At 75.1% G+C, this 21,054-nt stretch carries 21 protein-coding genes; 18 read left to right on the forward strand and 3 right to left on the reverse strand.

Annotated elements, in window-relative coordinates; translation table 11 throughout:
* From ABKW28_RS14800 to ABKW28_RS14860, 13 genes are all read left to right on the forward strand, one after another.
* The gene (locus ABKW28_RS14800) at window positions 1-852 is read left to right on the forward strand and encodes a shikimate dehydrogenase (protein WP_348611000.1); all 852 of its coding nucleotides are present in this window, start codon (window positions 1-3) and stop codon (window positions 850-852) included.
* Between the two features lies 1 nt (window position 853).
* Window positions 854-1,567 carry an A24 family peptidase gene (locus ABKW28_RS14805; RefSeq protein WP_348611003.1) on the forward strand — a complete coding sequence of 238 codons (714 nt, stop codon included), beginning with the start codon at window positions 854-856 and terminating at the stop codon, window positions 1,565-1,567.
* A gap of 13 nt (window positions 1,568-1,580) precedes the next feature.
* Complete coding sequence (gene aroC, locus ABKW28_RS14810) at window positions 1,581-2,768, forward strand: chorismate synthase (protein ID WP_348611006.1); 1,188 nt, start codon at window positions 1,581-1,583, stop codon at window positions 2,766-2,768.
* Between the two features lie 29 nt (window positions 2,769-2,797).
* Window positions 2,798-3,280: a shikimate kinase gene (locus ABKW28_RS14815; protein ID WP_348611035.1), complete on the forward strand. Its 483-nt coding sequence runs from the start codon at window positions 2,798-2,800 to the stop codon at window positions 3,278-3,280.
* Window positions 3,277-4,392, forward strand: coding sequence for a 3-dehydroquinate synthase (aroB, locus tag ABKW28_RS14820; RefSeq protein WP_348611009.1), 1,116 nt, complete (start codon window positions 3,277-3,279; stop codon window positions 4,390-4,392). The genes ABKW28_RS14815 and aroB overlap by 4 nt, the downstream gene beginning before the upstream one ends.
* Window positions 4,389-4,826 carry a type II 3-dehydroquinate dehydratase gene (locus ABKW28_RS14825; RefSeq protein ID WP_193669368.1) on the forward strand — a complete coding sequence of 146 codons (438 nt, stop codon included), beginning with the start codon at window positions 4,389-4,391 and terminating at the stop codon, window positions 4,824-4,826. The genes aroB and ABKW28_RS14825 overlap by 4 nt, the downstream gene beginning before the upstream one ends.
* Before the next feature lie 60 nt (window positions 4,827-4,886).
* Entirely contained in the window at window positions 4,887-5,450 is a 564-nt protein-coding gene (gene efp, locus ABKW28_RS14830; protein WP_193669369.1) for an elongation factor P, read from the forward strand.
* A gap of 7 nt (window positions 5,451-5,457) precedes the next feature.
* The gene (gene nusB / locus ABKW28_RS14835) at window positions 5,458-5,871 is read left to right on the forward strand and encodes a transcription antitermination factor NusB (RefSeq protein ID WP_193669370.1); all 414 of its coding nucleotides are present in this window, start codon (window positions 5,458-5,460) and stop codon (window positions 5,869-5,871) included.
* A 59-nt stretch (window positions 5,872-5,930) separates the two neighbouring features.
* The gene (locus ABKW28_RS14840; protein WP_193669371.1) at window positions 5,931-7,331 is read left to right on the forward strand and encodes an NAD(P)/FAD-dependent oxidoreductase; all 1,401 of its coding nucleotides are present in this window, start codon (window positions 5,931-5,933) and stop codon (window positions 7,329-7,331) included.
* Window positions 7,331-8,167: a DUF1206 domain-containing protein gene (locus ABKW28_RS14845; protein ID WP_348611012.1), complete on the forward strand. Its 837-nt coding sequence runs from the start codon at window positions 7,331-7,333 to the stop codon at window positions 8,165-8,167. Before ABKW28_RS14840 ends, ABKW28_RS14845 begins: the two co-directional genes overlap by 1 nt.
* Window positions 8,164-9,537, forward strand: coding sequence for an FAD-dependent oxidoreductase (locus ABKW28_RS14850; RefSeq protein ID WP_193669373.1), 1,374 nt, complete (start codon window positions 8,164-8,166; stop codon window positions 9,535-9,537). Before ABKW28_RS14845 ends, ABKW28_RS14850 begins: the two co-directional genes overlap by 4 nt.
* Before the next feature lie 80 nt (window positions 9,538-9,617).
* The gene (locus tag ABKW28_RS14855; RefSeq protein WP_348611015.1) at window positions 9,618-10,790 is read left to right on the forward strand and encodes a hypothetical protein; all 1,173 of its coding nucleotides are present in this window, start codon (window positions 9,618-9,620) and stop codon (window positions 10,788-10,790) included.
* A 38-nt stretch (window positions 10,791-10,828) separates the two neighbouring features.
* Window positions 10,829-11,863 carry an NADPH:quinone reductase gene (locus ABKW28_RS14860; protein ID WP_348611018.1) on the forward strand — a complete coding sequence of 345 codons (1,035 nt, stop codon included), beginning with the start codon at window positions 10,829-10,831 and terminating at the stop codon, window positions 11,861-11,863.
* A gap of 9 nt (window positions 11,864-11,872) precedes the next feature.
* On the opposite strand, the gene ABKW28_RS14865 is transcribed toward ABKW28_RS14860, so the two are convergent.
* Window positions 11,873-12,295 (reverse strand): PPOX class F420-dependent oxidoreductase, encoded by a 423-nt coding sequence (locus tag ABKW28_RS14865; RefSeq protein WP_193669378.1) that lies wholly within the window; start codon window positions 12,293-12,295, stop codon window positions 11,873-11,875.
* A 42-nt stretch (window positions 12,296-12,337) separates the two neighbouring features.
* Between ABKW28_RS14865 and ABKW28_RS14870 the strand changes: the two genes are divergently transcribed.
* From ABKW28_RS14870 to hrpB, 5 genes are all read left to right on the forward strand, one after another.
* Window positions 12,338-14,104 (forward strand): HAMP domain-containing sensor histidine kinase, encoded by a 1,767-nt coding sequence (locus ABKW28_RS14870; protein WP_348611020.1) that lies wholly within the window; start codon window positions 12,338-12,340, stop codon window positions 14,102-14,104.
* A 63-nt stretch (window positions 14,105-14,167) separates the two neighbouring features.
* Window positions 14,168-14,755 (forward strand): bifunctional pyr operon transcriptional regulator/uracil phosphoribosyltransferase PyrR, encoded by a 588-nt coding sequence (pyrR, locus tag ABKW28_RS14875; RefSeq protein ID WP_193669380.1) that lies wholly within the window; start codon window positions 14,168-14,170, stop codon window positions 14,753-14,755.
* The gene (locus ABKW28_RS14880) at window positions 14,752-15,684 is read left to right on the forward strand and encodes an aspartate carbamoyltransferase catalytic subunit (protein WP_193669381.1); all 933 of its coding nucleotides are present in this window, start codon (window positions 14,752-14,754) and stop codon (window positions 15,682-15,684) included. Before pyrR ends, ABKW28_RS14880 begins: the two co-directional genes overlap by 4 nt.
* Window positions 15,684-16,988, forward strand: coding sequence for a dihydroorotase (locus tag ABKW28_RS14885; protein WP_348611023.1), 1,305 nt, complete (start codon window positions 15,684-15,686; stop codon window positions 16,986-16,988). Before ABKW28_RS14880 ends, ABKW28_RS14885 begins: the two co-directional genes overlap by 1 nt.
* Before the next feature lie 248 nt (window positions 16,989-17,236).
* Complete coding sequence (gene hrpB, locus ABKW28_RS14890) at window positions 17,237-19,477, forward strand: ATP-dependent helicase HrpB (protein WP_348611026.1); 2,241 nt, start codon at window positions 17,237-17,239, stop codon at window positions 19,475-19,477.
* Between the two features lie 28 nt (window positions 19,478-19,505).
* Here the strand turns inward: hrpB and ABKW28_RS14895 are convergent, their stop codons facing one another.
* Both ABKW28_RS14895 and ABKW28_RS14900 read right to left on the reverse strand, forming a co-directional pair.
* Window positions 19,506-20,057 carry a hypothetical protein gene (locus ABKW28_RS14895; RefSeq protein ID WP_348611029.1) on the reverse strand — a complete coding sequence of 184 codons (552 nt, stop codon included), beginning with the start codon at window positions 20,055-20,057 and terminating at the stop codon, window positions 19,506-19,508.
* Window positions 20,058-20,103: 46 nt separating this feature from the next.
* A partial coding sequence (locus ABKW28_RS14900; protein ID WP_348611032.1) for an HNH endonuclease signature motif containing protein occupies window positions 20,104-21,054 on the reverse strand: 951 nt, incomplete at its 5' end.

Here is a 21,054-nt window from a genome sequence, read left to right on the forward strand (position 1 = left end):
GTGGCTCCTGTGCGCTGCGCCGTGCTCGGCGACCCCGTCGACCACTCCCTGTCGCCGGTGCTGCACCGCGCGGCGTACGACGCACTGGGGCTGGAGGGCTGGACCTACGAGGCGGTGCGGGTGCCGGGCGGGACCCTCGCCGACTTCCTGCACGGCCTCGACCCCTCGTGGCGCGGGCTGTCGCTGACCATGCCGCTCAAGCGCGAGCTGCTCGACCTCGCCGGCGCGGTCACCGACCGGGCCCGCCTGGTGGGAGCCGCCAACACGCTCGTGCTCGGCGACGACGTCGTCGCCGGAGGGCTGGCGGACAACACCGACCTCCCCGGTGCGGCCGCCGCGGTGCGCGAGCGCTGGGCCGGGGCCGTCGACGACGTGGTGGTGCTCGGCGGCGGGGCCACCGCCGCGTCGACCGCCCTGGCGCTGGTCGAGGAGGGCGCCACCCGGGTGCGGGTGCTGGCCCGCTCGCCGCAGCGCGCGGCGCAGACCGTCGACGCGGTCCGCGCGCACCCCTCGGCACCCCGGGTCGAGGCGCTGGCGCTGCCCACGCAGCCGGTGCGCGCCGACGTGGTGGTCTCCACCGTGCCCGCGAGCGCGCAGGGGCCCGACCTGCTCGCGCTGCTCGAGGCGCCGGTGTTCTTCGAGGTGCTCTACGACCCCTGGCCCACCCCGCTGGCCAGCGCTGCCGGCGGGCGCGGGGCCGTGCTCGTCGGGGGCCTCGACCTGCTCGTCCACCAGGCCGCGCTGCAGGTCGGGCTCTTCCTCGGCGCCGCCCCCTCCGTCGACCGCAGCGCCCTGCTCGCGGTGATGCGCGAGGCCGGCGAGCGCGCGCTCCGCGCCCGAGCGCGGGGCTGAGGTGGAGCCGCTGGTCGCCCTGGCGGCGGTCGCGCTCGCGGCCGCCGGAGGCGCCCTGGGGCCGGCCGTCCTGCGCCGGCTGCCCGACCCGCCGCCCGGCGACCACCCGGCCGACGAGCCCGACCCACCGTCGTACGCCGACGTCGCGGCCACCCGGTCCCTCGGGCTGCCCCTCGCGGCCGGGCTCGCCGTCGTGTCGGGCGCGGTGGTCGCCCTGGTCGCGGCACTGCTGGGCACCGGGTGGCTGCTGGCCTACGTCACCGTGGCCGCCCCGGTGTGCGCGCTGCTGGCCCACGTCGACGCCCGCACCCGGCTGCTGCCCAAGCGGGTCGTGCTGCCGGCGACGGGTGCCCTGGTGCTGCTGGCGCTGGGGGAGTGGGCGGTGACCGGTGAGCACACCGACGTGCTGCGCGCGGGCGTCGCGATGCTGGCGCTGCGCTCCTTCTTCTGGGTGCTGTGGTTCGTGCACTCGGCCGGCATGGGCTTCGGCGACGTGCGCCTGGCCGCGCTCGTCGGTCTCGTGCTCGGCCGCGCCGGCGTGGCCGAGACGCTGGTCGGCGCCTACGCGGGCTTCCTGGTGCTGGCCCTGCCGGCGCTGGTGGTGGCGGTGGTGCGGCGTGACCGGTCGAGGCTGCGCCAGGCCACGCCGTTCGGCCCGGCGATGATCGTGGGCGCCCTGCTTGGACTGCTGGGAGGACCCCTCCTGCTGGCGTGAAAGACTGGGCCACATGCTGCGTTGGCTCACCGCGGGCGAGTCCCACGGCCCCTCTCTTGTCGCGATCCTGGAGGGGCTCCCCGCCCATGTCCAGGTCACCTCCGACGACGTCGCCGAGTCGCTGGCCCGGCGCCGCCTCGGCTACGGCCGCGGGGCCCGGATGAAGTTCGAGCAGGACGAGGTCACCTTCACCGGCGGCGTGCGCCACGGGCGCACCCAGGGCGGGCCGGTCGCGATCATGGTCGGCAACACCGAGTGGCCCAAGTGGGAGAAGGTGATGTCGGCCGACCCGGTCGACCAGGCCGAGCTCGACGCGCTGGCGCGCAACGCCGCGCTGACCCGGCCCCGCCCGGGCCACGCCGACCTGGCCGGCATGCAGAAGTACGACTTCGACGAGGCCCGCCCGGTGCTCGAGCGGGCCTCGGCGCGCGAGACCGCGGCCCGCGTGGCCCTGGGCCGCGTGGCCACCAACTTCCTCGAGCAGGCCTGCGGCGCCGGCGTGGTCTCCCACGTCGTCGAGCTGGGCGGCGTGCGCGCCCCCGACGGCTCCTGGCCCGTCGACGCCTCGGCCGCCACCGTCGCCGCGCTCGACGACGACCCCGTGCGCTGCCTCGACCCCGGCACCTCCCAGGCGATGGTCGAGCGCATCGACGCCGCCCACAAGGACGGCGACACCCTCGGCGGCGTCGTCGAGGTCGTGGTGCACGGGCTGCCGCCCGGCCTGGGCTCGCACGTGCACTGGGACCGTCGCCTCGACTCGCGGCTCGCGGGCGCCCTGATGGGCATCCAGGCGATCAAGGGCGTCGAGGTCGGCGACGGGTTCGCGCTGGCCGCGACCCCCGGGTCGCTGGCCCACGACGAGATCGTGCCCGGCCCCGACGGCATCCGGCGCACCAGCGGGCGCGCCGGCGGCACCGAGGGCGGGATGACCACCGGCGAGGCGCTGCGCGTGCGCGCGGCCATGAAGCCGATCGCGACCGTGCCCCGCGCCCTGCGCACCATCGACGTCGCCACCGGCGAGGAGGCCGTGGCCCACCACCAGCGCTCCGACGTCTGCGCGGTGCCGGCCGCCGGCATCGTCGCCGAGGCGATGGTGGCCCTGGTCGTGGCCGACGCGCTGCTGGAGAAGTTCGGCGGCGACTCCGTGGGCGAGACCCGGCGCAACGTCGAGGGCTACCTGCAGGCGCTGAGGTACCGGTGAGCGCTCCCCGCGTGGTCCTCGTGGGCCCGATGGGCGCCGGCAAGACCACCGTGGCCGGGCTGCTGGCCCAGCGCTGGGGCGTGGCCGTGCGCGACACCGACCACGACGTCGAGGCGAGCGCCGGCCGCGAGATCTCCGAGATCTTCGTCGACGACGGCGAGGCGGCCTTCCGCGAGCTCGAGCGCAAGGCCGTCGCCACCGCGCTGGTCGAGCACGACGGCGTGCTGGCTCTCGGTGGGGGAGCGGTGCTCGACCCCGCCACCCGCGAGCAGCTCGCCGGCCAGACCGTGGTCTTCCTGCGCGTCGGCCTCAGCGACGCCGTCAAGCGCGTCGGCCTGGGCGTGGGCCGGCCGCTGCTGCTCGGCAACGTGCGGGCCCGCATCAAGGCCCTGCTCGACGAGCGCACCCCCGTCTACGAGGCCGTCGCCACGCACACCGTGACCACCGACGCCCGCAGCCCCGAGGAGGTCGCCGACGAGGTCGTCGCGCTGCTCGAGGGAGCGGCCCGGTGAGCAGCCCCGCCGCCCCGCCCACCACGCTGCACGTCGGCGGCGCGTCGCCGTACGACGTGGTGGTCGGGCACGGCGTCGCCGACCGGCTCGTCGGGCTGCTCGGCGAGCAGCCCCGCCAAGTCGCGGTGGTGCTGCCCGAGACCCTGCGCGCGCTCGCGGCCCCGGCGCTCGAGGCGCTGCGCGGCGCCTACCGCGTCACCGAGCTCGTGGTGCCCGACGGCGAGGCCGCCAAGACCGCGGCGAGCGCCGCCGGGTGCTGGGAGCAGCTCGGGGCAGCCGGCTTCACCCGCTCCGACGCCGTGGTGACCCTCGGCGGCGGCGCCACCACCGACCTGGGCGGCTTCGTGGCCGCCACCTGGCTGCGCGGGGTCCGCGTCGTGCACGTGCCGACCACGCTGCTGGCGATGGTCGACGCGGCGGTGGGCGGCAAGACCGGTGTCAACACCGCGGCCGGCAAGAACCTCGTCGGCTCCTTCCACGAGCCCGCCGGGGTGCTCTGCGACCTGTCCCTGCTCGCGACCCTGCCGCGCGCCGACCTGGTGGCCGGTCTCGGCGAGGTCGTCAAGTGCGGCTTCATCGCCGACCCGCGCATCCTCGAGCTCGTCGAGGGCGCCGACCCCGAGGAGCTGGTGGCCGACTCCCCGGTGCTGCGCGAGCTCGTCGAGCGCTCGGTGCGGGTCAAGGTCGACGTCGTGGTCGCCGACCTGCGCGAGACCGGCGGCGCCGGCGGGCACCCCGGTCGCGAGGCCCTCAACTACGGCCACACGATGGGCCACGCGATCGAGCGGGCCGAGGGCTACACGATGCGCCACGGCGAGGCCGTGGCCATCGGCTGCGTCTTCGTGGCCGAGCTGGCCCGCCGCGCCGGTCGCCTCGACGACGCCACCGCCGACCGGCACCGCAGCGCCTTCGCCCGGGTCGGGCTGCCCGTCTCCTACGCCGGTGCCGACTACGACACGCTGCGCGCCGCGATGGCGGTCGACAAGAAGTCGCGCGGTGACCAGCTGCGCTTCGTGGTGCTCGAGGAGGTCGGGCGCCCCGTCGTGCTCGCCGGGCCCGACGAGGAGCACCTGCGCGGCGCCTACGAGACGATGGCGGGAGCGCGCCCGTGAAGGTCCTGGTGCTCAACGGGCCCAACCTCGGGCGGCTGGGCCGCCGCCAGCCCGAGATCTACGGCACCACCACCCACGCCGAGCTCGTCGAGCGCTGCGTGGCCTGGGGAGCCGAGCGGGGGATGCAGGTCGAGGTGCGCCAGACCAACCACGAGGGCGTGATGGTCGACTGGCTCAACACCGCCGCCGACGACGAGACGCCCGTCGTGCTCAACGCCGCCGCCTGGACCCACTACTCGTACGCCGTCCACGACGCCTGCGCGCAGCTGGTGGCGCCGCTCGTCGAGGTGCACCTCTCCGACCCGCGCACCCGCCCCGAGGAGTTCCGGCACCACTCCGTGGTGACGGCCCACGCCGTCGAGGTCGTCGCCGGCCACGGGGTGGAGGGCTACCGGATGGCCCTCGACGTGCTCGCGACCCGCGCAGCCACGTAGACTCGCGCGCTGTTGTCCCGCCCCTCCTACGACCCTCGACGAAAAGGCTGACGTACGCGCATGGCATCGACCAACGACCTGAAGAACGGCATGGTTCTCTCCATCGACAACGGGCTGTGGTCCGTCGTGGAGTTCCAGCACGTCAAGCCGGGCAAGGGCCCCGCCTTCGTGCGGACCAAGCTGAAGAACGTCGAGTCCAACAAGACCGTCGACAAGACCTTCAACGCCGGCACCAAGGTCGAGACCGCCACGGTCGACCGCCGCACCATGCAGTACCTCTACAACGACGGCACGTCCTACGTGTTCATGGACATCAGCACCTACGACCAGCTCGAGATCGCGCCGGAGATCGTCGGCGACGCCGCGAACTTCCTGCTCGAGAACAACGAGGCGATCGTGGCCACCCACGAGGGCCGGGTGCTCTTCATCGAGCTCCCGCCCTCGGTGGAGCTCGAGATCACCTTCACCGAGCCCGGCCTGGCCGGCGACTCGGCGACCGGTCGCACCAAGCCGGCCACCCTCGAGACCGGGCACGAGATCCAGGTCCCGCTCTTCATCAACCAGAACGAGAAGGTCAAGGTCGACACCCGCGACTCCTCGTACCTGGGCCGCGTCAAGTCGTGACCGCCTGATGTCGGCACGCACCAAGGCCCGCAAGCGCGCCCTCGACGTGCTCTTCTCCTGCGAGCTGCGCGACGAGACCCCGCTCGAGGCGCTCGAACGCGTCCTCGCCGAGGGCGAGCGCCCCACCACCGAGTACACCGTCACCCTGGTGCGCGGCGTCGCCGAGCACCAGTCGCAGATCGACGAGCTGCTGTCGTCGTACTCCGAGGGCTGGACCCTCTCGAGGATGCCCGCGGTCGACCGCAACGTGCTGCGCCTGGGCGTCTTCGAGCTGCTGCACGTCGACGACGTCCCCGACGGCGTCGCGGTCTCGGAGGCGATGGCGCTGGTGCGCGAGCTGTCGACCGACGAGTCGCCGCAGTTCGTCAACGGGGTGCTCGGCACCATCCAGCGCAACAAGACGAGCATCCTCGGCGGCTGAGGTCTTCATCCCTCCGGGCGGGTGACCTGGGTGTCGTCGGGAGCGGGCATGCTGTCCGGATGAGCGAACCGACACCCGACAGCACCCAGGTCGACCTCGTGGTCGTCGGGCTCGGCCCCGGGGCCGAGCCCCTGGCCACCGGCGCCGCCGAGGCGGGCCTGCGCGTCGTCGCGGTCGACAAGCACCTGGTCGGCGGCGAGTGCCCCTACTACGGCTGCGTGCCGTCGAAGATGATGCTGCGCGCGGCCGACAGCCTGGCCGAGGCCCGGCGCGTCTCCGAGCTCGCCGGCGAGGTGCAGGTGGTCCCCTCGTGGGCCCCGCTGGCCGAGCGGATCTCCGCCGAGGCCACCAGCGGCTGGGACGACCAGGTCGCCGTCGAGCGGCTCGAGGCCGCCGGGGTCGCCTTCCACCACGGCGTCGGGCGTCTCGACGGCCCGGGCCGGGTGGTCGTCGAGCTGCCCGACGGCTCGACCCGGGCCTACGAGGCCGCGCGCGGCGTGGTGCTCAACCCCGGCACCCGCCCGGCCGAGCTGCCGATCGAGGGGCTCGCCGGCACGCCGTACTGGACCAACCGCGACGCGGTGCAGGTCACCTCGCTGCCCGGGTCGCTGGTCGTCATCGGCGGCGGCCCCATCGGCGCCGAGATGGCGCAGGTCTTCCAGCGCTTCGGCGTGCGGGTCACCCTGCTCGAGGCCGGCCCGCGCATCCTGGGCCCCGACGAGCCCGAGGCCTCGCAGGTGCTCGAGGAGGTCTTCGTCGGCGAGGGCATGCGGGTGATGACCGGCGTCGAGATCACCTCGGTCGGCCACGCCGACGGCGGCTTCGAGGTCGCGCTCGGCTCCGGTGACAGCCTGCACGCCGACCGGCTGCTGCTGGCCGCCGGGCGCACCCCCAACCTCGACGACATCGGTCTGGAGACGGTCGGCCTGGACCCCGCGGCGCGCACCGTCGAGGTCGACGAGCGGATGCGGGCGGGAGACCGCCTGTGGGTCATCGGCGACGTGACCGGCAAGGGCGCCTTCACCCACGTGGCGATGTACCAGTCCGCGATCGCGCTGCGCGACATCACCGGGCAGGAGGGCGCGCCGGCGCAGTACCACGCGGTGCCGCACGCCACCTTCACCGATCCCGAGGTCGCCGGCGTCGGGATGACCGAGCAGCAGGCCCGCGACGCCGGGCTGCGCGTGCGGGTCGGCACCGCGCCGATGGAGTCCTCCTCCCGCGGCTGGCTGCACGGCCCCGGCGGGCGCGGCCTGGTCAAGGTGGTCGAGGACGCCGACCGCGGCGTGCTCGTCGGCGCCACCGCGATGGGCCCCTCGGGCGGCGAGGTGATCGGCTTCCTGGCCGTCGCCGTGCACGCCGAGGTCCCGGTCGCCACCCTGCGCTCGATGATCTACGCCTACCCCACGTTCCACCGCACCATCGAGACCGCCCTCGGCGACCTGGAAGAGGCTTCCTGATGAGCTCCGCGACAGACTTCGGCAAGGCCGCCGAGGACCACCGGTGGGTCGACCACGCCGCCCGCGCCGGGATGGTCGCCTACGGCGTGGTGAACCTCCTGATCGCCTGGTTGGCGCTGCAGCTGGCCTTCGGCGACCGCGAGGGCAGCACCACCAGCACGGGCGCGATGAGCCAGCTGGCCCAGCAGCCGTTCGGCAAGGCGCTCGTCTGGCTCGTGGCCGTCGGCATGCTGCTGCTCGTCGGGTGGCGCGCGCTCGAGGCCGCCTTCGGCCACGACAGCGAGGACGGCGCCAAGCGCACCGGCAAGCGGGTCTTCAGCGCCGGCAAGGCGCTGATCTACCTCGCGATCGCGATCAGCGCGATCCGTGTCGCCACCAGCTCGGGCAGCGGCGGCGGCGGCAAGGGTGGCGGCAAGGGCGGCGGAGGCACCGACTCCACCACCCGGACCCTGATGGACCTGCCCGGCGGTCAGGTGCTGGTCTTCCTGGTCGGCGCCGGCATCATCGGCTACGGGATCTTCCAGATCTACCACGCGTGGAGCGAGGGCTTCCGCAAGAACCTCACCGCCGAGGGCAAGAGCGGCGACTCCGGCACGGCGTACGTCGCCTTCGGCAAGGCCGGCTACACCGCCAAGGGCATCGCCGTGGGCATCGTCGGCGCCCTGTTCCTCTACGCCGCGGTGACGCACTCGGCCGACAAGTCCGGCGGCCTCGACGTCGCCCTGCAGAAGGTGCTGCAGCAGCCGTTCGGGCCGTTCCTGCTGGGCGCGCTGGCCCTGGGCATCGGCGCCTACGGGCTCTTCTGCTTCGCCCGCGCCCGGCACCTGTCGCGGTGAGCACGACGCACCGGGTCGTCGACGTCGTCGTGCTGGGCGTCGGCTCCGGCGGCGAGCACGTGGCCCGCAAGCTGGGCGCGGCGGGTCTGCGGGTCGCCGCGGTCGAGTCGGGCCTCGTGGGCGGCGAGTGCCCCTTCCACGGGTGCACGCCCTCCAAGCTGATCGTCCGCGCCGCCGACACCCTCGCCGAGGCCCGCCGCGCCGGCGAGCTCGGGGGCACGGTCGACGTGCGGGCGTCCCTGGGCCCGGCCGCCCAGCGGGTGCGCGAGTCGACCCACGACTGGCACGACGACGCCCACGCCGACTCCCTCGAGGAGGCCGGCGTGCGGCTGGTGCGCGGGCACGGCCGCCTGGCCGGGCCCGGGGTCGTCGAGGTCGACACCCCCGGCGGGCTGACCCGCCTGGTCGCGACCCGCGGGGTCGTCCTCAACACCGGCACCGAGCCGGCCGTGCCGCCGGTCGACGGCCTGGCCGCGACGCCGTACTGGACCAACCGCGACGTGCTCGAGATCTCCGAGGCGCCGCGCTCGCTGGCCCTGGTCGGGGGCGGGCCCATCGGGGTCGAGCTGGCCCAGGCCCTGCGCCGCTTCGGCACCCAGGTCACGATCGTCGAGGCCGCCCCGCGCCTGCTGGGCGCCGAGGAGCCCGAGGCCGGCGAGCTGCTGGCCGAGGTGCTGCGCGACGAGGGCGTCGACGTCCGCCTGGGTGCCGACCTGGCCCGGGTCACCCACGACGGCGAGCGGTTCCACCTCGACGTCGACGGCGACGAGGTCGTCGTCGAGCGCCTCCTGGTCGCCACCGGACGCTCGGAGAACCTCCACGACATCGGGCTCGAGACGGTGGGGCTGGACCCCGGCGCCGACCACGTCGAGGTCGACGAGCGGATGCGGGCGGGGGAGCGGCTCTGGGCCGTCGGCGACATCACCGGCCGTGGCCCGTGGACCCACGTCTCGCTCTACCAGGGCGAGCTCGCCGTGCGCGACGTGCTCGGCGACACCGACGGGCCGTGGGCCGACTACCGGGCGGTGAGCCGGGTGACCTTCACCGACCCCGAGGTCGGGGCGGTCGGGCTGACCGAGGCGCAGGCGCGCGAGCAGGGCATCGACGTCGCCGTCGGCACCGCCGACATCGGCAGCGCCCCCCGCGGGTGGATCCACCAGGCGCGGGGGCTGGTCAAGGTGGTCGCCGACCGGCGCTCCGGCGTGGTGGTCGGCGCGACCACGATGGCGCCGTACGGCGGCGAGGTGCTGGGCCTGCTGAGCACCGCGGTGCACGCACAGGTGCCGGTCTCGGTGCTGCGCACCATGCACTTCGCCTACCCGACCTTCCACCGCACCATCGAGGTGGCGCTGAAGGAGACCGGGCTCTAGCGGCTGGTGTGACGCGCTGGTGTGACCGGGGCGGGATCGGGGAAGGAACCCCTCAGCACCCCCATGCCTGAGGAGGACCCATGACCCAGGGCCAGTTCCAGGGCCGCTCGGACACCAGCGACCGGCTCTACACCCGAGACGAGCTCGACCGGTTCGCGGCCGGGGTGGGCGACCCCCTCACCGACCCGCTGGGCCCGCCGCCCCGCTGGACCCCCGACGAGCCGGCGGCGGCGCCGGTCGAGGCCCCGGTCGCCGACGAGACCCGGGAGGTGCCCGCGGCGCCGCCGGTGCCCGTGCGCGCGGAGGAGCCGCGCCGGTTCATGACCGCCACCGACTTCCTCGACCGCCGCGCCGAGGAGACCGGGCAGGGCCCGGCCACGTGGGGCTGGCGCGGGGTGCTGAACCGGATGGGCGCCGGTCTCGTGCGCCTGCCCATGGGCCCGGCCGAGCAGGCCCACGAGCAGCAGCGCTCGGCGATCCAGCGCGACTTCGACGGCCCGCGCACCATCGCCTTCATCAACCCCAAGGGCGGCGCGGCCAAGACCACCGGTGTGCTCGCGGCCGGCTACACCTTCGGCACCGTGCGCGGTGGCGGGGTGGTGGCCTGGGACAACAACGAGACCCGCGGGACCCTGGGCATCCGCGGCACCCGCAGCACCCACCGCAACACCACTCGCGAGCTGCTCGAGGACCTCGGTCGCTTCAGCGACGTCTACCAGTCGCGCATCGGCGACCTGGGTGCCTTCGTGCGCTCCCAGGGCGACGCCCACTTCGACGTGCTGGCCTCCGACGAGCGTCCCGACGTCACCGGGATGATCCACGCCGACGACTTCGCCGCGGTGCACTCGCTGCTCGAGCGCTTCTACCGGATCATCCTCGTCGACACCGGCAACAACATGCGCGCCGAGAACTGGCTGGCCAGCGCCGAGCAGGCCGACCTGCTCGTGGTGACCAGCACGGTGCGCGAGGACACCGGGTACTCCGGGCTGTGGATGCTCGACGCGCTGCAGGACGCGGGGCACACCGACCTCAAGCACAAGTGCGTCACCGTGCTCTCCGACCCCTCGCCGAAGGTCGACGACAAGCTGGCCCGCGACCTGGTCGACGTCTACGAGCAGCGCACCCGCGCGGTCTACCGGGTGCCCTACGACCCGGCGCTGGTGGCCGGCTCCGTGGTCCCCTACGCCGAGCTGTCCCGCGCCACCCGCCGCTCCTGGCTCGAGGCGTGCGCGGGGATGGCACAGGCGCTCTGAGCGGGAACAACAGGGCCGCCCCCGGCGCTGGAGCAGTCATGCGAGCAGTCGTCTACAGCCAGACCGGTCCCTCCTCCGTGCTCTCCGTCGTGGAGCGCCCCCTGCCCGAGCCCGGGCCCGGCGAGGTCCGGGTGCGCGTGGTGCGCGCCGGGGTGAACCCCACGGACTGGAAGTTCCGCGCCAACGCGATGAACGGCCCGTGGGACGAGGTCGTGCCGGGCCAGGACGCCGCCGGTGTCGTCGACGCTGTCGGCGAGGGAGTCGAGGGGCTCACGGTCGGCGACCGGGTCTGGACGATCCTGGCGCAGTGGGCCCGCCCCGGCGGCACGGCCGCGGAGCACACGGTGCTGCCCACGGCCTGCGTGGTCCCGCTGCCCGACGCGGCGTCGTACGACCTGGGTGCCTCGCTGGGCGTGCCCGCGGTGACCGCCCACCGCGCCCTCACCGCCGGCGAGGACGCCACGCGGCTGGGCCCCGGTGCCCTCGAGGGCCGCACGGTCCTGGTCGCGGGCGGCGCCGGCGCGGTCGGCAACGCCGCGATCCAGCTGGCGGTCTGGTCGGGCGCCACGGTGGTGACCACCATCAGCAGCGACGAGAAGGCCGACCTCGCGCGCGCCGCGGGCGCCCACCACGTCGTGAACTACCGCGCCGAGGACGCCGCGGCCCGCATCCAGGAGATCGTGCCGCAGGGCGTCGACCTCGTGGTCGAGGTCGCGCTGGCCCAGAACCTCGACCTCGACGTCGAGGTGCTGCGCAACCGCGGCACGCTGGCCTACTACGCCGACAACGGGGGCGCCGAGGCGGCGCTGCCGGTGCGCGCCGCCTTCGCCAAGAACCTGCGCCTGCAGGGGCTGCTGCTCTACACCCTGGGCGAGGACCTGCTCGCCGCGGCCGCCGAGGACGTCACCGCCGCCGTGGCCGCGGGCGCGCTCCGGGTCGGCGACGACGTCGGGGTGCCGCTGCACCACTACCCGCTCGAGGAGACCGCCGCCGCGCACGACGCCGTCGAGTCCGGCGCGGTCGGCAAGGTGCTCGTCGACGTCACCGACAGCGCCGAGGTCACCGGGGGCTGAGCCCGGGTTTCAGTCCTGCTTCGCGGCGCCCCAGCCGTGCCAGCGGTCGATGCGCACCCAGGCGCTGGTGCGCGGCGACTCACGGTCGGGGTAGTCGCGTCCGCCGTAGTGCTGCGAGAGCCGGTCGATGTCGACCAGGCCCTCGTCGGGCCGCATGTCGACGACCTCGCCGATCATCGACACGTGGGTGTACCAGCTCTCGGAGTCGAGCACCGAGATGCTGATGCGCGGGTCGCGGCGCAGGTGGCCCAGCCGCACCCGGGTGTCGTCCATGTTGACCAGCACGGTGCCGGCGTGCGGCCCGTCGGTCTCGAGGAGGTACCAGGTGGGGACGGTGACCGGGGTCCCGTCCTTGCGCAGGGTCGCCACCACGCACGGGTTCGGGCGGCGCAGCAGGTCGACGACGTCGTCGGGCAGCGGGGCAGTGGACATGAAGCAAGGGTAGAGGAGCCCGGACCCGGCTAGGCTCCGCTCGTGCTGCACGAACGCGACCGGACCGGTTGGTCGGACTCGTCGGCACGTGACGTGCTGCAGCTGATGGTCGAGTCCGTCGCCGAGCTCGTCGGCTTCCGGGTCGCGGCGCTCTCGGTGGTGATCGGCGAGGAGCTGGTGACCACCGCCTACACCGGCCCGCAGGAGCGCGACGAGGACGCCTGGGCCAGCGACCCGGTCGCGGTGCTCGACGAGATCCTGGCGGTCGCCGAGCCCCGCGGGCGGCTGCACTTCATCGACGGCGAGCAGCACGACGACCTGGCCGGCCACTGGGTCGTGACGCTGGAGGAGGCGGGGGAGGGGCCCGACGCCTGGCACCCCTACGACGGCCTGATCGCGGTCCTGCGCGACGACGACGGCGCCCCCGTGGGCGTCCTGTCGGTCGACCAGCCGGTCTCGGGACGGCGGCCGGGCCCCGACCAGCTGCGGCTGCTGGAGCGCTACGCCGCCCAGGCGGCGCGGGCGGTCGTGACGACCCTGGAGCGCGAGTCGCTGCTGGCGCGCGTCGAGCATGCGGAACGGGCTCGGGGGCTGGTGCGCAGCGCGGCCCTCGGCACCGACGGCACCCTCGAGGACGTCGTCGAGAGCACCCACCGGCCGCTGGCGGAGGGGTTCGCCGCCTCCTCGTCGTGGGTGCAGGTCGCCGACGGCGACGGCAGCGCCGGCGGGCCGGCGCGACTGCGCGACGGCACCCCGGTGGAGCTGCCGGACGTGGTCTGCGAGGTGGCCCGGCGGCTCGCGCCGTCGCTGTGGGCCCGCCAGGAGGCGATGGTCGTCGACCCCGGCCGCGACGGCGACCTGCCCGCGGGCCTGGAGCCCGACCTGGTGGAGGCCGTGCAGGAGGGCCTCGCCTGGCTGGGCCCGGCCCGCCTGCTGGGCGTCCCGCTCGGCGCCGGACCGCAGTCGCTGGGGTTCCTGGTGCTCACGCGGCGCCCGCAGGACCCGCCCTGGTCGCGGGCCGAGACGGCCGCGGCGCTCGAGCTGGGCCACGACCTGGGGGCCGCCCTGGCGACGGCGCGCGCCCTCGAGCGGGAGCGCCGGGTCGTGCACGAGCTGCAGGAGCTGGCCGAGGAACGGGCCCGCCTGGTCGCGACCCTGACCCACGAGCTGCGCACCCCGCTGACGGTGGTGGCCGGCAACCTGGAGATGCTCGAGGACCTCGGCACCTCGCCCGAGGCGCAGCGCCACCACACCGCCCTGGCCCGGGGCACCGAGCGGATGCAGCAGATCGTCGACGACATGCTGCTGCTGGCCCGGGTCAGCGACCCCACCCACCCGCTGGTGGCCCGTGACGTCGACGTGGCGGTCGTGGTCGCCGACCTCGAGGCCCTCATCGCCCCCACCGCCCTGGCCGAGGGCCTGCGGCTGCTCGTCGACGTCGGGGGCGACGACCTGGTCGTCGCCGGCGACCACGACGAGGTCGACCGGGCCCTGGGCAACCTGGTCAGCAACGCCGTGAAGTACACCGGGCGCGGCGGCACCGTGCGCGTCAGCGCCCGCCGCGACGGCGACCGCGTCGTGCTCGAGGTCGGCGACGACGGTCTCGGCATCAGCGACGACGACCAGCAGCGCCTCTTCCGCGCCTTCTACCGCAGCAGCAACCCGGACGCGCTGCGCGAGCCCGGCACCGGGCTGGGGCTGGTCACCGTCGCGCACATCGCCGAGCGCCACGGCGGCAGCGTCACGGTGCGCTCGGAGCTGGGCGTCGGCACCGTCTTCACGCTCCGGCTGCCGGCGGCCCACTGCTAGGGTGCTCCCGATCGACATCCTTTAACGAGCCGTCCCGTGAGGCGGAGAAGGAGGTCCGGCCACGTGAGTGCGCCTCCCGAGACCACCGACGAGGGCCGCGTGGTCCTCGATGCCCGTGACATCGCCCGGGCGCTGACCCGCATCTCCCACGAGATCCTGGAGCGCAACAAGGGCTCCGAGGACCTGGTGCTGCTGGGCATCCCGACCCGCGGCGTGGGCCTGGCCCGGCGCATCGCCGAGCGGATCGCGGCCACCGAGGGCGTCCAGGTGCCGGTGGGCTCCCTCGACATCACCCTCTACCGCGACGACCTGCGCCAGCAGCCGGCCCGCGGCCCCCAGCACACCGAGGTGCCGCCCGGCGGCATCGACGGGCGCACCGTCGTGCTGGTCGACGACGTGCTCTACAGCGGCCGCACCGTGCGCGCCGCGCTCGACGCCATGCGCGACCTGGGCCGCCCCGACGTGGTGCGCCTGGCCGTGCTGGTCGACCGCGGCCACCGCGAGCTGCCGATCCGTGCCGACCACGTCGGCAAGAACCTGCCCAGCGCCCGCACGGAGCGGGTGATGGTGCGCCTCGACGAGTACGACGGCCACGACGAGGTGCGCATCGCCGGCACCGGCGCCGAGCACGACGAGGTGGGCGGCGCGTGAGGAAGCACCTGCTCTCCGTCGACGACCTGAGCGTCGACGACATCGCCACCATCTTCGCCACCGCCGCCGAGATGCACGACGTGCAGCGGCGCGAGGTCAAGAAGCTGCCCGCGCTGCGCGGGCGCACGGTGATCAACCTGTTCTTCGAGGACTCCACACGCACCCGGTCGAGCTTCGAGATCGCCGGCAAGTGGCTCTCGGCCGACACCATCAACATCACCGGCAAGGGCAGCTCGGCCTCCAAGGGCGAGAGCCTGCGCGACACCGTGCTGACCATCACCGCGATGGGCGTCGACGCCCTGGTGATGCGCCACTCCGCCAGCGGGGCGGCCCAGCAGGTCGCGCAGTGGGTCGACGCCAGCGTGATCAACGCCGGCGACGGCACCCACGAGCACCCCTCGCAAGCGCTGCTCGACGCCTACACGCTGCAGCGCAGGCTGGGCACGCTCGAGGGCAGGCGGGTGCTGCTGGTCGGCGACCTGACCCACAGCCGGGTCTTCCGCTCCAACGTCAAGTGCCTGACCCGGCTGGGGGCCGAGGTCACGGTCGTCGCCCCGCCCACGCTGATGCCCAGCGGTGTCGACGCCTGGTCGCGCGAGGCCGGCTTCGCGACGTCGTACGACCTCGACGAGGCGCTGCCCAAGGCCGACGCGGTGATGATGCTGCGCGTCCAGCGCGAGCGGATGAGCGGCGGCTTCTTCCCCAGCGCGCGGGAGTACACCGTGGGCTACGGACTGACCCGCGACCGGCTCGCGGTGCTCGGGCCCGACGTGCCGATCTGCCACCCCGGCCCGATGAACCGCGGCCTCGAGATCGCCGCCGACGCCGCCGACGCCGCGCAGTCGCTGGTGCTCGACCAGGTCTCGTCGGGCCTCGCGGTGCGGATGTCGATCCTCTACCACCTGCTGGCCGGCGAAGGAGCCTCCTGATGACCGAGCAGAACACGATCCTGCTGCGGGGCGCCTCGCTGCTCGGCGAGCAGAGCGCCGACGTGCTCGTCGTCGGCGGGGTGGTCGCCGAGATCGGCTCGCCCTCGGCCGAGGGCGCGCGCGTCGTCGACGCCGACGGGCTGGTGGCGCTGCCGGGCCTCGTCGACCTGCACACCCACCTGCGCGAGCCCGGCCGCGAGGACGCCGAGACGGTGCTCACCGGCTCCCGGGCCGCCGCGACGGGCGGCTTCACCGCCGTGCTGGCGATGGCCAACACCTCGCCGGTCACCGACACCGCCGAGGCCGCCGAGCGCGTGCACGACCTGGGTCGCGCCGCCGGGCTGGTCGACGTGCACCCGGTGGGTGCGGTCACCAAGGGGCTGGCGGGCGAGGAGCTCGCCGAGCTGGGCCTGATGGCCCGCTCGCGGGCCCGGGTGCGGGTCTTCTCCGACGACGGCCGCTGCGTGGCGAACCCGCGCGTCATGCGGCGCGCGCTCGAGTACGTCAAGGCGTTCGGCGGTGTCGTCAGCCAGCACGCGCAGGACCCCGACCTCGCCGGGCCGCAGTCGTGCTGCCACGAGGGCGAGCTGTCGGGCCGCCTGGGCCTGCCCGGCTGGCCGGGCGTCGCCGAGGAGGTCATCGTGGCCCGCGACGTGATGCTCGCGCGCCACACCGGCTCGCGGGTGCACGTCGCGCACGCCTCGACCGCCGGCACCGTCGAGGTGCTGCGCTGGGCGCGGTCGCAGGGCATCGCGGTGACCGCCGAGGTGACCCCGCACCACCTGCTGCTGACCACCGACCTGCTCGGCGACTACGACCCGACCTACAAGGTCAACCCGCCGCTGCGACCGGCCGAGGACGTCGAGGCGCTGCGCGCCGCGCTCGCCGACGGCACCATCGACGCGGTGGCCACCGACCACGCGCCGCACGCGCGCCACGACAAGGAGCACGCCTTCGTCGACGCCGCCTTCGGCATGCTCGGGCTCGAGACCGCGCTGCCGGTGGTGGCCTCGGTGATGGTCGAGACCGGCTTGATGACCTGGGCCGACGTGGCCCGGGTGATGTCGACGACGCCGGCGGCCATCGCCGGGCTCGAGGGCCAGGGCCGCGGGCTCGAGGTGGGAGCGCCGGCCAACATCGTGCTGGTCGACCCCTCCGCCGACGTGACCGTCGACCGCGACGCCTCGGTCTCGCTCTCGCGCAACAACCCGTGGCACGGGCGCACGTTCGGGGCCTCGGTGCGGCACACGCTGCTGCGCGGGCGGCCCACCGTGCTCGACGGGTCGCTGGTCGAGGGGCGCTGACCTGAGCGACGCGCTGCAGCGGCTGCTGGCCGACCCGCCGGACCTGCCGGTCGTCGGCGGGCTGGCCGCGCTGCGGGCGGCGCTGGCCGAGCGCGGCAGCGCGGTGGTGCAGGCACCGCCGGGCACCGGCAAGACCACGATGGTGCCGCCCGCGGTGGCGCTGCTGTGCGAGGGCCGGGTCGTGGTGACCCAGCCGCGCCGCGGCCCGACGGCTCGCCTCCCTGCTCGGCGAGCCGGTCGGGCAGACCGTGGGCTACGCGGTGCGCGGCGAGCGGCGCACGTCGGCGGCGACGCGCATCGAGGTCGTCACCACCGGGCTGCTGCTGCGCCGCCTGCAGCGCGACCCCGAGCTGCCCGGGGTGGGTGCGGTGGTGCTCGACGAGGTGCACGAGCGCCAGCTCGACGCCGACCTGACGCTCGCGCTGCTCGTCGACGTGCGCTCGGTGCTGCGCGAGGAGCTGCTGCTGGTGGCGATGTCGGCGACCGTCGAGGCCGAGCGCACGGCCGCGCTGCTGGGCGAGCCGCCGGTGCCGGTGGTCGACGTGCCCGGCGCGCTGCACCCCGTCGAGCGGCGCTGGGCGCCGCTGCCGCCCGGCGTGCTGCGGGTGGACGACCGCGGCGTGACGCCGGCCTTCCTCGACCACGTCGCGGCCACGACGCGGGTGGCCCTGGCCGAGGGCGAGGGCGACGTGCTGGTGTTCGTGCCCGGGGTGGCCGAGGTCGACGGCGTCGTACGCCGCCTGGCCGGGGTCGAGGCCGACGTGCGGCCGCTGCACGGCCGGTTGCCGGGGGAGCAGCAGGACCTGGCGCTGAGCCCGGGACCGCGGCGCCGGGTGGTCGTCTCGACCGCGGTGGCGGAGTCGTCGCTGACGGTGCCCGGGGTCCGCTCGGTCGTCGACGCCGGGTTGTCGCGCGAGCCGCGCACCGACCACCGGCGCGGGCTGGCCGGTCTGGTGACGGTGCGGGTCTCGCGGGCCGGCGCGGCGCAGCGGGCCGGGCGTGCCGGGCGCGAGGGCCCCGGTCGGGTGCACCCGTGCTGGTCGGAGGCCGAGCACGCGCACCTGCCCGAGCACCCCGAGCCCGAGATCGCCGTGGCTGACCTGACGGGGCTGGCGCTCGAGCTGGCCGTGTGGGGCAGCCCCGACGGCTCCGGTCTGGCGCTGCTGGACGCGCCCCCGGCGTCGGCGCTGGCCACGGCGCGCGCGACCCTGGCCGACCTGGGCGCCGTGGACGGCTCGGGGGCCGTGACCGAGCGGGGCCGGGGGATCGCCGGGGTGCCGGTCGACCCGCGCCTGGCCCGGGCGCTGCTCGACGGCGCCGCGCTGGTCGGGGGCCGGCGGGCTGCGGAGGTGGTGGCGATGCTCTCGGAGGACGTGCGCCCGCCCGGGGGCGACCTGGTCGCCGGGCTGCGCCAGCTGCGCCGGGGCGGTCCCGGGTCGGGGCCGTGGAAGGCAGGGGTGCAGCGGTTGAGCGGGTACGTCGACACGGCGGCCCGACCGGCCGAGGAGCTGACCGACGACCTGGCGGTGGGTCTCGTGGTGGCCCTGGCGCACCCCGACCGGGTGGCGCGACGTCGCCCCGGCGGGGCGGCGTACCTGATGGTGGGCGGGACGGGCGCGGTGCTGCCGCGGGGCGAGTCGGCGCTGGCCGGGCTGGAATGGGTGGCGGTGGCCGACGTCGACCGCCGGGCGGGGGAGCGGGAGGCCCGGGTGCGCTCGGCGGCCCCGATCGACGCGGACCTGGCGCTCGAGGCCGCGGCCGCGCGCTGGGGCGAGGACGACGAGGTCACCTGGCGCGACGGCCGGGTGGTCGCCCGGCGGGTGACCCGGCTGGGGGCGATCGAGCTGGCCTCGGCGCCGTTGGCCGAGCCTCCGGTCGAGGCGGTGGGGGCGGCGGTGCGCGAGGGGCTGCGCCGCGACGGGCTGGCGGCCCTGCCGTGGAAGGAGTCGGCCCGCGAGCTGCGGGCTCGGTTGGCGTTCCTGCGCGCGGCGCTGGGGGAGCCGTGGCCCGACGTGGGAGACGAGGCGCTGCTCGAGGGGCTGGACAGCTGGTTGGACCTGTCGCGGGTGCGGTCGGGCCGCGACCTGGCGCGGCTCGACGTGCTGTCGGGGCTGCGGGGGCTGCTGCCCTGGCCGGAGGCGGCCCGGCTCGACGAGCTCGCGCCGGAGCGGGTCGGCGTGCCGAGCGGGTCGTCGGTGCGGGTGGACTACACCGACCCCGAGCAGCCGGTGCTGGCGGTGAAGCTGCAGGAGGTCTTCGGCTGGGCGAGCACGCCGCGCCTGGCCGACGGGCGGGTGCCGCTGCTGCTGCACCTGCTCTCGCCGGCACGGCGGCCGCTGGCGGTGACCGCCGACCTGGCGTCGTTCTGGGAGTCGGCCTACCCGGCGGTGCGCGGCGAGATGCGGGGTCGCTACCCCCGCCACCCCTGGCCCGAGGACCCGTGGAGCGCACCGGCGACGGCCCGCACGAAGCGGCGCGAGGGCACCTAGGCCCCCGTCATCGGCGGAGCTGGGAGGCTCACCGGGCCCGGTAGGTGAGGTAGCCGCCGGTCACCTCGGTGCCGCGGCGCAGGCCGTCGCGGTAGGAGATCTCCACGCCCCTGACCTTCACGACGCCGGGCTGCGTGCCTCGCACCATCAGCACGAGCTGCTGCCGAGGCTCGCCCTCACCGACGACGAGGCCGGTGCCGTCGGTGACCGGCTGGAAGGTCGAGCAGACGTCGGTGGGCTCGCGGCGCTGGGCGCCCACCCCGACCGCCCCCTGAGCGGGGTCCACCTCGCACAGGTACACCTCGAGCTCCGCCTCCGCGGTGTCCTTGACGACGACGGGCGTGGCCGAGCGCAGCTCGAGCTCGCGGTGGTCCTGGTTGCTCGGGGGCACGACGATGCCGGCGTAGTAGGCCCGGTCGACCTTCTCGGCCACGGTCGTGATGGCGAAGCCGCCGGCGTCGTCGAAGACGTCGGGGTGGGTGACCCACCACGTGGTGCTGCCGAGGGCCAGCACGACGGCGCCGGCCACCGCGAGCAGCCAGGCGTGGCGTTGGACCCAGCGCAGGATGGTGCTGCGCATGGTGCCTCCCGAGATGAGCGTCGGCGCAGCGTAGCCCGTCGCCGACTCAGGCGCTGAGCACCCAGTGGCCGGGTGATTCCTGGGTCCAGGTGGGTTCGGGTGGGATGAGGCCGGGTGGGTCGGGGGCGCGGGTGCGGGTGGTTTGGCCGGCGGGTGAGGTGATCTCGACTTCGTGGGGGTCGAGGTCGTAGTGGTGCAGGACGCGGTGGTGCCAGCCGGGTTCTTCCTTGAGCTGGTTGCAGGCGGTGCACAGGCCTTGGCCGTTGGGGATGCTGGTGGGGCCGCCTTGGTGGTCGGGGGTGATGTGGTCGTGCTGGCGGATGGGGGCGTTGCACCAGGGAGTGCGACAGGTCCGGTCGCGCAGGGTGACGAACTGGCGCAGCAGGCCGTCGAAGGTCCGCGAGGTTGACTCCATGGCCACGAGCTGCTCGGTGTCGGCGAAGAGGCGGCGGACGCGGGTGCCCATCTCGGGGGCACAGGTGACCAGGCGCCGAGCGACGGAGGCGGGGATGGGTCCGCCGGCGCCGCCGTACATGGGCACGACCTCGGCGGGCTCATCGCCGTCGCCGAGCAGTGCTTCGGCGGAGATCACGATGTTGAGCGCGATGGGGGTGTGGGTGGCGGTGATCTGGCCGGTGAGGCGGGAGACGAACAGGTCGGCCACGATCTGGGAGTGGGAGCGGTCCTCGTCGGGCTGGGTCTTGAGCTGGGCGGCGCGCAGGTGCAGGGACTGCATGATCGCGGCTGCGTGGACGTCGGAGACGATCGCGGTGATCTGGGTGGTGCCGTCCTCGCGGCGCTGGGAGGTGACGTGGCGGTTGTGGTGGGCGCGTTCGCGGCGTCGGGCGGCGGCCTGGTCGTCGAGGCGCATCGCGATGCGTTGCGCGGCCAGGCGCAGTGCCCGGTCGCCCAGGGGTGCACCGGTGCCCAGCAGCTCGCCCAGGGCGGTGTCGTAGTCGGGGCGCAGGGCGGAGTGGACGTGCTCGGCCTCGCTGGC

This window comes from Nocardioides sp. 31GB23 (genome assembly GCF_040012395.1).
GTDB classification, from domain to species: Bacteria; Actinomycetota; Actinomycetes; order Propionibacteriales; family Nocardioidaceae; genus Nocardioides; species Nocardioides salarius.

Bases quoted from the DNA above. Each gene is read 5' to 3' on its own strand.
- efp (WP_193669369.1), top strand. From the start codon at position 4,887: ATGGCATCGACCAACGACCTGAAGAACGGCATGGTTCTCTCCATCGAC.
- ABKW28_RS14840 (WP_193669371.1), top strand. From the start codon at position 5,931: ATGAGCGAACCGACACCCGACAGCACCCAGGTCGACCTCGTGGTCGTC.
- ABKW28_RS14865 (WP_193669378.1), bottom strand. From the start codon at position 12,295: ATGTCCACTGCCCCGCTGCCCGACGACGTCGTCGACCTGCTGCGCCGC.
- ABKW28_RS14895 (WP_348611029.1), bottom strand. From the start codon at position 20,057: ATGCGCAGCACCATCCTGCGCTGGGTCCAACGCCACGCCTGGCTGCTC.
- ABKW28_RS14885 (WP_348611023.1), top strand. From the start codon at position 15,684: ATGACCGAGCAGAACACGATCCTGCTGCGGGGCGCCTCGCTGCTCGGC.
- ABKW28_RS14860 (WP_348611018.1), top strand. From the start codon at position 10,829: ATGCGAGCAGTCGTCTACAGCCAGACCGGTCCCTCCTCCGTGCTCTCC.
- nusB (WP_193669370.1), top strand. From the start codon at position 5,458: ATGTCGGCACGCACCAAGGCCCGCAAGCGCGCCCTCGACGTGCTCTTC.
- ABKW28_RS14815 (WP_348611035.1), top strand. From the start codon at position 2,798: ATGGGCGCCGGCAAGACCACCGTGGCCGGGCTGCTGGCCCAGCGCTGG.
- ABKW28_RS14855 (WP_348611015.1), top strand. From the start codon at position 9,618: ATGACCCAGGGCCAGTTCCAGGGCCGCTCGGACACCAGCGACCGGCTC.
- ABKW28_RS14845 (WP_348611012.1), top strand. From the start codon at position 7,331: ATGAGCTCCGCGACAGACTTCGGCAAGGCCGCCGAGGACCACCGGTGG.
- aroC (WP_348611006.1), top strand. From the start codon at position 1,581: ATGCTGCGTTGGCTCACCGCGGGCGAGTCCCACGGCCCCTCTCTTGTC.